Here is a 14,368-nt window from a genome sequence, read left to right on the forward strand (position 1 = left end):
CGGGCGATTCAGGTGCACGGTGGGGCGGGGGTCACCGACGACTTCCCGCTCGCCATGGCCTGGGCGCACCTGCGCACGCTGCGCCTGGCGGACGGTCCCGACGAGGTCCACAAGCGTGCCATCGCGCGGCAGGAACTCCGGCAGTACCGCGACGCCGCCGTCAGCGCCTCCACCAACGGACACAAGGTTGCGGTGAGCTGACATGGCCGGACTCGACCTCACCGGACGCACCGCGATCGTCACCGGCGCCTCGCGGGGCATCGGCCTGGCCGTCGCCCAGGCCATCGCGGCCGCCGGCGCCAACGTGGTGCTCACGTCCCGGTCGCAGGAATCGGCCGACGCCGCCGCGGCCGAGGTCGGGGGCACCGCGATCGGAATTGCCGCCCACGCCGTCGACGAAGAGGCCGCCCGGCGCTGCATCGACATCACCCTCGAACGCTTCGGCAGCCTGGACATCCTGGTCAACAACGCGGGAACGAACCCTTCGTTCGGGCCGATCATCGACCAGGACCACGCACGATTCGCGAAGACCTTCGACGTGAACGTGTGGGCGCCGGTGCTGTGGACCGGGCTCGGTACGAAGGCGTGGATGGGCGAGCACGGCGGGGCCGTCGTCAACACCGCCTCGATCGGCGGCATGGCCTTCGAAGCGAACATCGGCCTGTACAACGCGTCCAAGGCCGCACTGATTCACGTCACCAAGCAACTGGCACTGGAACTCTCGCCGAAGGTGCGGGTCAACGCCGTCGCTCCGGGTGTGGTGCGGACCAAGCTGGCGGAGGCGCTCTGGAAGGAACACGAGCAGGCCGTGTCGGCGTCCACGGCGCTGGGGCGGATCGGCGAACCCGAGGACATCGCGGCCGCGGTCGCCTTCCTCGTCTCCGATGCCGCGAGCTGGATCACCGGCGAAACCATGGTGATCGACGGCGGTCAACTGCTCGGCGACGCCGTCCCGTTCCGGCAGGGGGCCCAGCTCGGTGTCTAGCGTGGACGTCGTCGGCATCGACACCGAGGCCGTGAGCCGCTGGTTCGGCACGCTCGGTATCGACAGTGCCGGACCGCTGACTTTCGACCGGATCGGACTCGGCCAGTCGAACCTCACCTACCTGGTCCAAGACCGGGCGGGTGGCAGGTGGGTGCTCCGGCGCCCACCCCTCGGACACCTGCTGGCGTCGGCCCACGACGTCGCCCGCGAGGCGCGGATCCTCTCCGCCCTCGAGGGCACCGCGGTGCCCACCCCACGGGTGTTCGGGCTCACCGACGACCCGGAGGTGACCGAGGTACCGCTGCTGCTGATGGAGTTCGTCGACGGACAGGTCGTCGATCGCATGTCGATCGCGGAGTCCCTGACCCCGGAACGTCGCCGGGCGATCGGTCTGTCGCTGCCGCGGACGCTGGCGAAGATCCACGCGGTGGACCTCGACCGGACCGGGCTGTCCGACCTGGCCAGTCACAAGCCGTACGCGCAGCGTCAGCTCAAGCGGTGGTCGGGTCAGTGGGAGAAGTCGAAGACCCGCGAGCTGCCCGCCCTCGACGACCTGACGCGGCGGCTCGCCGCCTCGGTGCCGGAGCAGCGGGAACTGACACTGGTGCACGGCGACTTCCATCTGCGCAACGTCATTACGTCCCACGAGACCGGGGAGGTGACCGCGGCCCTGGACTGGGAGTTGTGCACTCTCGGCGACCCGCTCGCCGACGTCGGCAGCCTGCTCGCGTACTGGCCGGAGCCGGGCGAGACCACCGGCGGCGACTTCCCCGCGTCCACCCTCGACGGATTCCCGGACCGGGTGGAGATTGCCGGGGTGTACCTCGACGAGACCAAGCGCGACCCGGAAGCCCTGGCGTTCTGGCACGTCCTCGGCCTCTGGAAGGTCGCGGTCATCGCGGAGGGCGTCATGCGCCGCGCGCGGGACGAACCGCAGAACAAGGCGGCCGCGGGAACCCCGACCGTCGAGCGCATCGACGACCTCGTGGCCAAGGCGTGCGACATCGCCGCCCGGGCCGGAATCTGATCGAACGACGAAGGAGAACTTCATGAAGAGAACGGCAATCGTCACCGGCGCGGCACGGGGCATCGGTGCCGCGGTGGCGAAGAAACTGGCGAGCGACGGGGACGCGGTGGCCGTGCTCGACCTCGACGAGTCTGCCTGCGCGGCAACCGTCGACGCCATCGAGTCCACCGGCGGCCGGGCACTCGCCGTGGGTGCGAACGTCGCCGACGAGGCGTCGGTGGCCGCGGCGGTCGAGCGGGTGGCGACCGAACTCGGTGCCCCGACGATTCTGATCAACAACGCCGGGATCACCCGCGACAACCTGCTGTTCAAGATGACGGTCGACGACTGGGACGCGGTCATGAACGTGCACCTGCGCGGTGCGTTCCTGATGTCGCGGGCCGTGCAGCAGCACATGGTCGACGCCGGGTTCGGCCGCATCGTGAACCTGTCGAGCACGTCCGCGCTCGGCAACCGCGGGCAGGTCAACTACTCCGCGGCCAAGGCCGGCATGCAGGGCTTCACCAAGACCCTCGCCATCGAACTGGGCAAGTTCGGCGTCACCGCGAACGCGATCGCGCCCGGCTTCATCGAGACCGAGATGACCGCCGCCACCGCCGAACGCATGGGCGTCGGCTTCGAAGACTTCAAGAAGGCGGCGGCGTCGCAGATCCCCGTGAACCGCGTCGGGCAGCCGGAGGACATCGCCAACACTGCGTCGTTCCTGGCGAGTGAGGGTGCCGGATTCGTGTCCGGGCAAGTGATCTACGTGGCCGGCGGACCGAAGGACTGAGGAACATGACCACTGACGAACAGGCGATCGCACGCGACCTCAGCGATCGCGTCGTGACTCTCGTCGAACAGAACGACCTGTCGGATCCGACCGGGTTCCTCGGGGCCCGGTTCGACGCCGGCCTCGCGTGGGTCCACTTCCCGCCGGGACGCGGCGGACTCGGGCTGCCGCAGACCTTCCAGGCGCAGGTCGACGCCGAACTCGCGGCCGCCGGAGCGCCCGGTCCGGCGAAGGGCCGCAACGGGATCGGATTGGGCATGGCCGCGCCGACCATCGCCGCGTTCGGCACCGAGGAACAACAGCAGAAGTACCTTCGGCCGATCTTCACCAGCGAGCACATCTACTGCCAGTTGTTCAGCGAACCGGGGGCGGGCTCCGACCTGGCGGCGGTCGCGACGCGAGCGGTCCGTGAGGGTGACGGCTGGACGGTCAACGGGCAGAAGGTGTGGACATCGGGGGCGCAGAACGCGCAGATGGCCATCCTCGTGGCCCGGACGGATCCGACCGTGCCCAAGCACGCCGGGCTCACCTACTTCCTGTGCGACATGACCGATCCCGGTATCGACGTCCGGCCGTTGCGGCAGATCACCGGTGAGGCCGAGTTCAACGAAGTGTTCCTCACCGACGTCCACATTCCCGATTCCGATCGGCTCGGCAACGAGGGACAGGGCTGGCGGGTGGCCACCGCGACCCTCAACAACGAGCGGGTGGCGATCGGCGGTTCCGCGGCCGCCCGCGAGAGCGGGATGATCGGTCCGGTCGCCCAGGCCTGGCGGGAGCAACCCGAACTCCGCGACCCCGCGATGCACGACGAACTGCTCCGGCTGTGGGTCGAAGCGGAGGTCGCGCGGCTCACCGGGGAGCGCCTGCGGCAACAACTCGAGGCCGGGCAACCCGGCCCGGAGGGATCCGGCCTGAAGCTGGCCTTCGCCCGGCTCGCGCAGACCATCTCGGGATTCGACATCGAACTCCACGGCGAGGCAGGGCTGCGGTACGACGACTGGACCATGCGCCGACCGGACAAGGTCGACTTCACCGGCCGCGAACCCGGCTACCGGTACCTGCGCGCGAAAGGCAACTCGATCGAGGGCGGCACGTCCGAGATCCTGCGCAACGTCATCGCAGAACGCGTCCTCGGCCTCCCGCCGGAGCACCGCGTCGACAAGGACATCGCCTGGAAGGACCTGCCCCGATGAGCACCGCAGATCTGCTGTACTCCGACACGGAAGACGCCCTGCGCGACTCCCTCCGCCGCCTCCTCGCCGACCGCTGCCCACCGGAACTGGTGGTCGGGGCGTACGACCGGGCACCCGCCGACTTCTCCGGAGTATGGAAATCCCTCGCCGTCGAACTCGGACTGGCGGGCCTGCTCGTGCCCGAGGACCTGGGCGGCGCCGGAGCGAGCGCACGCGAGGCCGCGGTGGTCATGGAGGAGATCGGACGTGCCGTGGCGCCCGTCCCGTACCTTTCCAGCGCCGTACTCGCGACGGTCGCGCTGCTGAAGGCGGGAGACACGAAGACGGTCGGCGGACTCGCCGACGGGACGACCACCGGTGCACTCACGGTCGGGCTCGCGACCGCACCGGGCCTGTTCGCCCCGACCGTGCGCCGGGAGGGCGACTCCCTGACCGGCACCGTGACCAGTGTCGCGGGGGTCTCGGAGGCCGACATCCTGATCGTGCCCGCCCTGGGTCCGGGTGGACTCGAACTGCACACGGTGCCCGCGGGCACCGCCGGCGTCACGGTCACGCCGGTGCTCACGCTCGACATGACGCGGCCACTGTCGGATGTCGCGTTCGACGCCGCCGCGTCCATCCGCATCGACGAGGACAACGCCGCGGCGGCGGTCCGCGAGGCCCTCGTCGTCGGCGCCGCACTGCTCGCCTCCGAGCAGCTCGGGCTGGCGCAGTGGTGCTTCGAGACGACCCTGGCGTACGTCAAGGAGCGAACCCAGTTCGGCCGCGCCGTCGGGTCGTTCCAGGCGATCAAGCACCGCCTCGCCGACCTGTGGCTCGAGGTCACCTCCGCGGCCGCCGCGGCCCGCTACGCCGCGGACACCGCCGCCCGGGGCGACGCGGACGCCGAGGTCGCGGCTGCCGTCGCGCAGGCGTACTGCAGCGACGTCGCCGTCCACGCCGCCGAGGAGTGCATCCAGTTGCACGGCGGCATCGGTATGACGTGGGAATACCCCGCACATCTGTATCTGAAGAGGGCGAAGAGCGATCAGCTCGCGTTCGGCACCGCGTACCGTCACCGCGCGCGCCTCGCCGACCTGATCGACCTGCCCGCGTAACCCGAGCCACACCACCGACAGTCAGGAAGCAATCCATGAAGGCATGGCGTGTCCACGAACTCGGCGAGCCGCGCACCGCGCTGCAACTCGAGGAGGTCCCGGACCCGACGGCAGGCCCCGGCCAGGTGCTGGTGAAGGTTCTCGCCGCCCCGGCGAACTTCCCCGACGTGCTGCTGTGCCGCGGCGAATACCAGATCAAGCCGCCGCTGCCGTTCACACCCGGAGTCGAGCTGTGCGGTGAAGTGCTGGAGGTCGGGGACGGCGTCACCCGCTTCGCCGTCGGCGACCGGGTGATCGGCAACCCCAACCTGCCCGGCGGCGGATTCGCCCAGTTGGCGGTGATGGACGAGGCCAACACGTTCGCCGCCCCGTCCGCGCTCGACGACGCCGAGGCGTCGGCGTTGAGTATCGGTTACCAGACGAGCTGGTTCGCCCTCCACCGGCGCACCCAACTGAAGCCGGGGGAGACCCTGCTCGTTCATGCTGCCGCGGGCGGAGTGGGCAGCGCCGCAGTGCAATTGGGCAAGGCCGCGGGAGCGAAGGTGATCGGTGTCGTCGGAGGCGCCGACAAGGTCGAGTACTGCCGCCGGCTGGGGGCGGATCTGGTCATCGACCGGCACACCGACGATTTCGTTCCGCTGGTCAAGGAATTCACCGGAGGACGCGGCGCGGACGTCGTCTACGATCCGGTCGGGGGCGACGCCTACGCGAAGTCCACCAAGTGCATCGCGTTCGAAGGCCGGATCCTGATCATCGGCTTCGCCGGCGGCACCATCCCGACACCCGGTCTCAATCACGCCCTGATCAAGAACTACTCGATCATCGGACTGCACTGGGGTCTGTACAAGCAGTACAACCAGCAGGCGATCGCCGACTGTCACGAGGAACTGACCCGTCTCGCCGATTCCGGTGCGATCAAGCCGCTCATCAGCGAGCGGCTCTCGCTCGCGGATGTGGCCGATGGCCTCGGCCGGCTCGGTGACGGCAGCACCGTCGGCCGTCTCGTCTTCCAACCCTGAAGGGAACGCACATGGACGTAGGTTCACTGTTCGACGTCGCAGGCAAGACCGTGGTGGTCACCGGAGGTTCGCGGGGTATCGGCCGGATGATCGCGCAGGGATTCGTCGAGGCCGGGGCCACCGTGATCATCTCCGCCCGCAAGGCGGAGGCGTGTGAGAAGTCCGCGGCCGAACTGTCCGCCGCCGGGCCGGGGACGTGTCACCCACACCCCGCCGACCTATCCACCGAGGAGGGGATCGAGGGCCTCGTCGCACGGGTCGCCGAGGTCTCGCCCCGGCTGGACGTCCTGGTGAACAACGCCGGAGCGACGTGGGGTGCGCCGATCGACGAGTTCCCCGCCGCCGGGTTCGACAAGATCTTCGACATCAACGTCAAGGGCGTGTTCATGCTCACCCAGGCGTTGCTGCCGAGTCTGCGGGCCGCGGCGACGGACGGTGACCCCGCCCGGGTGATCAACATCGGCTCGATCGACGGACTCGTGGTGTCGGGCACCGACAACTTCTCGTACGGGGCGAGCAAGGCCGCGGTCCACCTGCTCACCCGCAAGCTCGCCGCGACGCTGGCGGCCGAGCGGATCACCGTCAATGCCATTGCACCGGGACCATTTCCGAGCAAGATGATGGCGTTCATCCTCGACGACCCGGAGCGGAAGGAGGCGGTCGAGGGGTCGGTGCCGCTCGGCCGGGTCGGCACACCGGAAGACGTCGCGGGCACGGCGATCTTCCTCTCCTCGCGCGCCGGGGCATACCTCACCGGCATCGTCGTCCCCGTCGACGGCGGGATCTCGGGAACACGCTGAACAGCGCGGCACACAGTCGGAACACGGAACGAGCGAGAGGCGGTACGGCGGCGATGAGCTGGTACGACGACAGGCCCTGGATGGACCGGTACGACGAGAACACGCGTTCAGTGGGGGAGATCCCCGCCCGGACAGCGCTCGACATGTTCTCGGCCGCGGTCGAATCCGCCCCGGACGCGCCGGCCATCCGGTACCTCGGAGGCACCCTCGACTACCGCGAGGTCGACGAACTCAGCGACGGTGTGGCCGCCTACCTCACCGAAAACGGGTTCGGGAAGGGCGATCGGCTCGCGATCTACCTGCAGAACATCCCGCAGTTCGTGCTTGTGTTGATCGGGACGTGGAAGGCAGGTGGTGTCGTCGTCCCGCTGAACCCGATGTACCGGGACGAGCTCTCCCACATCCTCACCGACGCCGGAGTCACCGCGATCGTGTGCAGCGAGAACGCATGGGCCGATCGGGTGGCGGAGCGGGCGTCCGCCGCGGGTGTGCGGATCGCGCTGACCGCGAGCGAACTCGACATCCAGACGTCAGACGACGCACGGGTGTTCGGGGGCGTGACCCGGGTGCGCGCCGAGGGCGTGCCGGACCTGCTCGAGGTGGCCCGGGCACGTGCTGGGGCCGACGTGCCGGATCCCGGGCTGGTCCCGGACGACATCGCACTCGTGTCCTACACGTCCGGAACGAGTGGAGTCCCCAAGGGAGCGACCAACACCCACCGGAATCTCACCGTCAACAGTTCGATCCTGCGCCTGTACGAGGGCAAGCCCGCCGGTTCGCCGATCTTCGCGCTCGCACCGCTGTTCCACATCACCGGCATGGTGTGCCAGTTGCTCACCGCGATCGACCTGGCGTCGCCGCTGATCCTCGCGTACCGGTTCGACGCTGGGGTCGTGCTCGACGCCCTCGAGCGGGAGCAGCCGGTGTTCATGGTCGGCCCGTCCACCGCCTACATGGCGCTGATGGCCCACCCCGACTTCTCCGGTGAGCGCTTCGCCTCACTGGAGGCCGTGATGTCCGGTGGCGCCCCGCTGCCCCCTGCCATCGTCGAACGGTTCCGGGAGCTGACCGGAAAGTACATCCGCAACGGCTACGGGCTCACCGAGACCAGCGCGCCGTGCGTCGTCGTCCCGCCGAACCTGGAGGCCCCGGTCGATCCGTCGTCGGGCACGCTGGCGATCGGCCTGCCCCTTCCCTCCGCCGTGATCCGGATCGTCGGGGAGGACGGGCACGACCTCGACCCGCTCGAGGTCGGGGAGATCGTCGTCGACGGGCCGATGGTCGTGCCCGCGTACTGGAACAAACCGGACGCCACGGCGCAGTCGCTGCCGGGCGGCCGCTTGCTCACCGGCGACGTGGGATTCATGGACGCCCAGGGCTGGGTGTACGTCGTCGATCGCAAGAAGGACATGATCAACGCATCTGGTTTCAAGGTCTGGCCCCGCGAGGTCGAAGACGTGCTGTACCGGCACCCGGCGGTCCGGGAGGCCGCCGTCGTCGGCGAGCCGGACAGCTACCGCGGCGAGACCGTCGCCGCGTTCGTCAGCCTCCGCCCCGGGCAGACGGCCGAGACGGACGACCTCGTCGAGTACTGCCGGGAGCGGCTGGCCAGCTACAAGGCCCCGAGGCGCGTCGAGATCGTCGACGAACTGCCCAAGACGGCCAGCGGAAAGATCCTCCGCCGCGAAATGCGCCGCGGCGCCCCGGCCTGAGCCGTCCGGTCGATCAGGCGACGACCGCGTGCGGGTACTCCGCCGCGCGGTGCTGGAACGACAGGATCCTGGGGTTCTGCACGACTCCGTCGCGGATCTCGACGGCCCGCCGGATCGTGTCGCTGCGGTCCCAGGCGGCGGGTCCGTCGAGGACCGTCCCCAGATGGGGGAGCAGGGCCTCGCTGATCTCCCAGGTCGCCGAATTCCACAGGTAGGACGGGCTGTGATCGACCGCGTAGTAGCGGGTGTTCTCACCGATCATGAATGTCGGATCGGCGAACGACGTGGGCCGGGCCCAGCTGAAGCCCATTCCCTCGTCGCAGGACACGTCGACGACGAGGCTGCCGGGCAGGAGGGTCTCGACGTCCGAGTCGATCAGGAACGTCAGCGGCGATTCCGTGTCCTGCAGGACGCAGTTGACGATGATGTCGTGCCGGGCGAGGAACCCGGCGAGCGGCATCCGGCCCTCGTCCGTGGTGACGTGGCTGCGGCGCGGATCGGCGTCGTCGTGATCGAACTGCACGATCTCCGCGGAGTGGATCGGCGAGCTCACGGCGGTGACCCCGCGCTGCGTGACGACGTGGACGTCGTGGATGCCCAGGGCGTTCAGCGCGGTCACGGCGCCGCGGGCGGTGGCGCCGAAGCCGAGGACCACGGCGCGGAGGCGGCGGCCGTAGTCGCCGGTCGAACCCGCGATCGACAGGGCGTGCAGCACCGAGCTGTATCCGGCGAGTTCGTTGTTCTTGTGGAAGACATGGAGCTGGAACGACCCCTCGACGCTCCAGTGGTTCATGGCCTCGAACGCGATCAACGTGAGGTGGCGATCGACGGCCACCTGGGTGAGCTCCGTGTCCTGAACGCAGTGCGGCCACCCCCACAGGATCTGGCCGTCACGCAGATCCGCCAGATCCTTCGCGAGGGGTTTAGGCAGCAGGAGGACGTCGGAGTGCTCGATCAGCTGCTCCCGGGTGCGCAGACCTCCCACCGACAGGGCCAGCTGCTCGTCGGAGACACCGAAGGGCTCGCCGTAGCCGTACTCGAGATGGATGCGGCCACGGAGGTCGGGGTCGATCCGGTCGAAGTGGAGCGGGTGGATCGGGAGCCGGCGTTCGTCGGTTTTGCTCGAGCGCGCGACTACGCCGAGGGTGAGTGGATGAGAGCGGTGTTGCTGCACAGGGGTGTCCCTTGGTCGACACTGCCGGAGAGAGTCTTCGGCAGAGAGTTGTTGCCGCGGAACCCGCAATGGAGGAGGCCAGCGTTCGATCGATGGGCGCGGCATCGGCCGGCGCGGCTGCAGCTCTCGACAAAGCCCGAGGAGATCACTCGGGGAAGACTGGTAGCACCAGAGAGAAAGGCTGCGCCGCGACAGGCGACGCAGTTTCTCGTGGTGCCCCCGGCAGGATTCGAACCTGCGACCTTTCGCTCCGGAGGCGAACGCTCTATCCCCTGAGCTACGGGGGCGCACCGGAAAACCGGTGTGCCGATTGGGCTGGCCAATCGTAGCGCATGGGTAGTGGGATCGACCAAATCGGTCCCCCTACTTCCTGGACTCGCCCCGGTAGCGGCCCGGACACGCCTACTGTCGGGAGGACGTGGACGCTCGCGAACTCTCGGGGAGGGGTCGAGAATGACCGATGGACGGCAGATTGGGTCGAAGGACTCCGACGGGCACTATTCCGAGTCCGACCTCGATCTGGACCTGCGGTGGTGGGCGGCTGCCAACTATCTGACGGTCGCGCAGATCTACCTGCAGGACAACACGCTTCTGCGTGAGCCGCTGCGCCCCGAGCACATCAAACCCCGGCTGCTCGGGCATTGGGGGACGAGTCCCGGTCTGTCGATGATCTACGCGCTGCTGAACCGTCTCGTCCGCCGGACCGACGCCGACTGTCTCTACGTGACGGGTCCCGGGCACGGTGGTCCCGCGCTCGTTGCCGCCACATACCTGGAGGGGACGTACTCGGAGGTGTATCCGGGCGTGTCCCGCGACGCCGCGGGTATCCACCGGCTCTGCCGGCAGTTCTCGACGCCGGGTGGCATCCCGAGTCACGTCAGCGTGCAGACACCGGGCAGCATCCACGAGGGCGGCGAGCTCGGGTACGCCCTCGCGCATGCCGCCGGGGCGGCGTTCGATCACCCGAATCTGTTGGTGGCGTGCGTAATCGGAGACGGCGAGGCCGAGACGGGACCCCTGTCCGGTTCGTGGAAGCTCCCCGCGTTCCTCAATCCGGAACGAGACGGAGCGGTGTTGCCGATCCTGCACGTCAACGGAGCGAAGATCGCCGGACCCACCGTCTACGGTCGCAGCAGCGACGCGGACATCGAGGCGTTCCTCGGCGGTCAGGGGTGGGCGCCGGTCGTCGTCTCCGGCGACGACCCGCGGCAGGTCTTCCCGGCGCTGCATCACGCCCTGACCGACGCGCACACCGCGATCTCCGACCTTCGGCGGGAGGCGCGGGCCGGCCGGCGGGGCGCCGCCAAGTGGCCCGCGATCGTCCTGCGGACCCCGAAGGGCTGGACCGGTCCGCGCACCGTCGACGGCGTGCTCGTCGAGGGCACGCACCGGGCCCATCAGGTTCCGCTGTCGGGGGTGCGGACCAACGAGGCGCATCTGCGTCAACTCGAGGAGTGGATGCGGTCGTACGGCCCGGGCGAACTGTTCGACTCGGCCGGCGCACTCGTCCCGGACCTCGAGCGGCTGGCGCCGCAGGGCGACAAGCGGATGGGTTCGTCGCCGTACGCGAACGGCGGCCGCCTGCGTGCGGATCTTCCCGTGCCGCCGCTGGAGAAGTACGCGCTCGCGATCGAGAAGCCCGGCACCACCCACCACGAGACCACCCGGGTGCTCGGGGAACTGCTCCGCGACCTGTACGCCGCCACCACCACGCCCGACGGCGGTGGCTACTTCCGGCTGTTCTGTCCGGACGAAACGTCCAGCAACCGGTTGGGCGCCGTGTTCGAGGTGACCGACCGCTGCTGGCAGCTGCCGGTCACCGACTACGACGACGGACTCTCGGCCCGCGGCCGGGTGATGGAAGTGCTCAGCGAGCACCTCTGCGAGGGATGGCTCGAGGGGTACCTGTTGTCGGGGCGGCACGGGCTGTTCGCCAGCTACGAGGCGTTCGCGATGGTGAGTGTGTCGATGCTCGTCCAGCACACGAAGTGGCTGCAGCACGCGGTGGATCTGCCGTGGCGGGCGCCGGTGGCGTCGCTGAACGTCCTGCTGACCAGCACCTGCTGGCGCAACGACCACAACGGGTTCTCTCATCAGGGGCCGGGCATGATCGATGCCGTCATCCCACTCGCGCCGGACGTCGTCCGGATCTGGCTTCCACCGGACTCGAACACCCTGCTGTCGATCGCCGACCACTGCCTCCGCAGCACCGACCACGTCAATCTCATCGTGGTCGACAAGCAGCCGCACCTGCAGTACCTGACCCTGGCGGAGGCACACGCGCACTGTGCGGCCGGGGCGTCGGTGTGGGAGTGGGCGGGGACGGAAGCCGCGGCGGGCGCCGACCCGGACGTCGTGCTCGCGGCCGCCGGGGACGTCCCGACCCAGGAAATCCTCGCCGCGGCGCAGTTGCTGCGCGAACACACCCCGGACCTGGTCACGCGGGTGGTCAACGTCGTCGACCTGATGGGGTTGCTCACACCCACCGAACATCCTCACGGATTCGAGGCACGCACGTTCCTGGACCTGTTCACGGCGGACAGGGATGTGGTGTTCGCGTTCCACGGATACTCGCGCGCCGTCCACGAGCTGATCCACGGACGTCCCGCCCCGGACCGGTTCCACGTTCGCGGCTTCAGCGAACAGGGCACCACGACCACACCGTTCGACATGGTCGTGCTCAACCGGATGAGCCGATATCACCTGGTCCTCGAGGCGCTGCGACGCACACGCAGAGAACCGTCCGGTGCCGGCGAACTGGCCGACTTCTGCCTCCGGCAACTCGAAAGGCACGGCGAATACGTCGTCGCGCACCTCGAGGACATGCCCGAGGTGCACGACTGGACGTGGTCGTGAGGCCGGAGGTCAGTTCATCGGGAGGGGAGCGGCACCCTTCGCGGTGAGCATGTTCGTCATCACCGTCGACTCGCTCTGCTGAGTGTCCACCATCGTCTGCGCGAGAGAGCGGACCGCGTCTTCCGACGCGTGCTGGGCCGCGTACTCCATCATCGGGAGTCCGCCCTGGTGGTGACGCAGCATCAGCTGGAGGTACAGGACGTCGACGGCCGGACCGGTGGCCTGACGCAACGCGGCCATGTCCTCCGAGGACGCCATGCCCGGCATCTTCGACATCGAACCCATGTGCCCGCTGTCGGCGGACCCGTGGTCGTGACCGTCGGAGTGCTCGGATTCCATCCAGCCCATGTAGCCGCCGGACGGCAGCGCCGGCTGATCCCACAGCGCGAGCCAGCCCTGCATCTGCCCGAGCTGATTCTGCTGTGTGGTGAGGATGTCGTACGCGAGGCCGCGCACCGCCGGGTCGGTAGCGCCCGCCAGCGCGATCGCCGACATCTCCACCGCCTGGCTGTGGTGCACGCTCATGTCCTGCGCGAAACCGACATCGACGGAACCGGCCTCGGGAACCGGCGCGCCGGAGTCCTCGAGCGGGAGCCGGGCGAGGAACCCAAGCGCGAATCCGAGGGCGATGGCACCGATCAACCCGATGACCAGGAGCGCTGTGCGCTGACTGGGCCGGGAGGGGGCTGGTTCGTCTGCGGGTTCGGCAGAACTAGCCATTGCCGCCCTCGGCCGGCGCCTGCTGCAGATCGGACGGCAGCTGCAGGTCGCTCGGGAGCTGCATGCCGCTGGGCAGCTGCGCTCCCGCACCACCGGATTCCGACTGGTCGGGGCTGATGCCGCCGCCGTCCATCGGGACCGCGTCCGCGCCGGGTGCGCTCGGGTCGAACGGCGGCGGGTTGTCGGGGTCGAAACCGGAGCCCGGGATGGACGAGCAGCTCGCGCCGACCTCCGGGTAGGTGTTCTTGTTGATCCGCAGCGCGGTGATGAACTGGTCGATGCGCTCGTCGTCGACGCTGTCCAGCTTCAGCTGGTGGCCCCACGACTGCAGCGAGACCGGGCTGTCGAGGCCCGGGTACGGCGACAGCAGCGTGTACGTCTCGCCGTCCACCTTGTTCTTCAGCGTCTCGACCTGGTCGGCGGACAGCTCGTCCGGGTTGTAGGCGATCCACACGGCGCCGTGCTCGAGCGAGTGGACGGCGTTCTCGGTGCGGATCGCGTTCGGGTAGACCGTGCCGGTGCACGTCGCCCAGATGGCGTCGTGCGGGCCGCCGAACGGAGGCGACTGGTCGTACGCGACGCGCTGCGTCGGCTGGATGTGGATGCCGGCCGGGTAGTCGACCTTGAGGACGCCGTCGATGTTGACCGACGGGTCGGGATTCTCGGCGCTCGGCGCGTACTTCGCGGCTTCTTCCTTGGCCTGGTACTTGGGGACCAGGTTGATCGCGAGGATCGCCACGAGTGCGAGAACGGCCGCTCCGGCGCCGATCGTCAGCCACGGAATGTTCCGCGGAGCGGATACGCCGCCCGAGACTTTCGCGCCGCCGCTCTTCTTCTTGGCGGCCTTGATGGCCTTCGCCGACTTCGCGCCCGAGTTCTTATCGGGACCGCGACTTTCCGAACCGCTTGGCATCGATTGTGATCTTTCGGTGTGTGGGTTACGGGCGCTCGACCCCCGGTAACCGGAAGCTGAGGGCCGGGACTCAGGGCGACACCACTGTACTTTCCCA

General features: G+C 69.0%; 13 protein-coding genes and 1 tRNA gene. 10 read left to right on the forward strand and 4 right to left on the reverse strand.

Translation table 11 applies throughout. From position 1 onward, the window contains the following. From ACFVJ3_RS42105 to ACFVJ3_RS42145, 9 genes are all read left to right on the forward strand, one after another. A partial coding sequence (locus ACFVJ3_RS42105) for an acyl-CoA dehydrogenase family protein (protein ID WP_378457708.1) occupies positions 1 to 201 on the forward strand: 201 nt, incomplete at its 5' end. Position 202: 1 nt separating this feature from the next. After that, positions 203 to 985, forward strand: a complete 783-nt coding sequence (locus ACFVJ3_RS42110; protein ID WP_378457709.1) for an SDR family oxidoreductase — start codon at positions 203 to 205, stop codon at positions 983 to 985. Then, positions 978 to 2,012 carry a phosphotransferase family protein gene (locus ACFVJ3_RS42115; protein WP_378457710.1) on the forward strand — a complete coding sequence of 345 codons (1,035 nt, stop codon included), beginning with the start codon at positions 978 to 980 and terminating at the stop codon, positions 2,010 to 2,012. The genes ACFVJ3_RS42110 and ACFVJ3_RS42115 overlap by 8 nt, the downstream gene beginning before the upstream one ends. Before the next feature lie 22 nt (positions 2,013 to 2,034). Further along, positions 2,035 to 2,784 (forward strand): 3-oxoacyl-ACP reductase FabG, encoded by a 750-nt coding sequence (gene fabG, locus ACFVJ3_RS42120; RefSeq protein ID WP_378457711.1) that lies wholly within the window; start codon positions 2,035 to 2,037, stop codon positions 2,782 to 2,784. A gap of 5 nt (positions 2,785 to 2,789) precedes the next feature. Continuing rightward, positions 2,790 to 3,980, forward strand: a complete 1,191-nt coding sequence (locus ACFVJ3_RS42125; RefSeq protein WP_378457712.1) for an acyl-CoA dehydrogenase family protein — start codon at positions 2,790 to 2,792, stop codon at positions 3,978 to 3,980. Further along, on the forward strand, positions 3,977 to 5,077 hold the full coding sequence (locus tag ACFVJ3_RS42130; protein WP_378457713.1) for an acyl-CoA dehydrogenase family protein: 1,101 nt from the start codon (positions 3,977 to 3,979) through the stop codon (positions 5,075 to 5,077). The genes ACFVJ3_RS42125 and ACFVJ3_RS42130 overlap by 4 nt, the downstream gene beginning before the upstream one ends. A 35-nt stretch (positions 5,078 to 5,112) precedes the next feature. Then, complete coding sequence (locus ACFVJ3_RS42135) at positions 5,113 to 6,096, forward strand: NADPH:quinone oxidoreductase family protein (protein WP_378457714.1); 984 nt, start codon at positions 5,113 to 5,115, stop codon at positions 6,094 to 6,096. Between the two features lie 11 nt (positions 6,097 to 6,107). Continuing rightward, on the forward strand, positions 6,108 to 6,896 hold the full coding sequence (locus ACFVJ3_RS42140) for a RhlG family 3-oxoacyl-ACP reductase (protein WP_378457715.1): 789 nt from the start codon (positions 6,108 to 6,110) through the stop codon (positions 6,894 to 6,896). A 53-nt stretch (positions 6,897 to 6,949) separates the two neighbouring features. Beyond that, the gene (locus tag ACFVJ3_RS42145; RefSeq protein WP_378457716.1) at positions 6,950 to 8,608 is read left to right on the forward strand and encodes an AMP-binding protein; all 1,659 of its coding nucleotides are present in this window, start codon (positions 6,950 to 6,952) and stop codon (positions 8,606 to 8,608) included. 13 nt (positions 8,609 to 8,621) lie between these two features. On the opposite strand, the gene ACFVJ3_RS42150 is transcribed toward ACFVJ3_RS42145, so the two are convergent. Next, a complete protein-coding gene (locus ACFVJ3_RS42150) occupies positions 8,622 to 9,782 on the reverse strand; it encodes a N(5)-(carboxyethyl)ornithine synthase (protein WP_378457717.1) in 1,161 nt (386 codons plus the stop codon). A 211-nt stretch (positions 9,783 to 9,993) separates the two neighbouring features. Next, positions 9,994 to 10,069, reverse strand: a tRNA-Arg gene (locus tag ACFVJ3_RS42155). Positions 10,070 to 10,235: 166 nt separating this feature from the next. On the opposite strand from ACFVJ3_RS42155, the gene ACFVJ3_RS42160 reads away from it, so the two are divergent. Continuing rightward, on the forward strand, positions 10,236 to 12,638 hold the full coding sequence (locus ACFVJ3_RS42160) for a phosphoketolase (protein WP_378457718.1): 2,403 nt from the start codon (positions 10,236 to 10,238) through the stop codon (positions 12,636 to 12,638). 9 nt (positions 12,639 to 12,647) lie between these two features. On the opposite strand, the gene ACFVJ3_RS42165 is transcribed toward ACFVJ3_RS42160, so the two are convergent. Both ACFVJ3_RS42165 and ACFVJ3_RS42170 read right to left on the reverse strand, forming a co-directional pair. Next, positions 12,648 to 13,358, reverse strand: coding sequence for a DUF305 domain-containing protein (locus tag ACFVJ3_RS42165; protein WP_378457719.1), 711 nt, complete (start codon positions 13,356 to 13,358; stop codon positions 12,648 to 12,650). Beyond that, positions 13,351 to 14,271 carry a DUF3105 domain-containing protein gene (locus ACFVJ3_RS42170; protein WP_378457720.1) on the reverse strand — a complete coding sequence of 307 codons (921 nt, stop codon included), beginning with the start codon at positions 14,269 to 14,271 and terminating at the stop codon, positions 13,351 to 13,353. The genes ACFVJ3_RS42165 and ACFVJ3_RS42170 overlap by 8 nt, the downstream gene beginning before the upstream one ends. Positions 14,272 to 14,368 lie beyond the last annotated feature (97 nt).

The organism is Rhodococcus sp. NPDC127593, assembly GCF_042671975.1.
Classification (GTDB): domain Bacteria; phylum Actinomycetota; class Actinomycetes; order Mycobacteriales; family Mycobacteriaceae; genus Rhodococcus_F.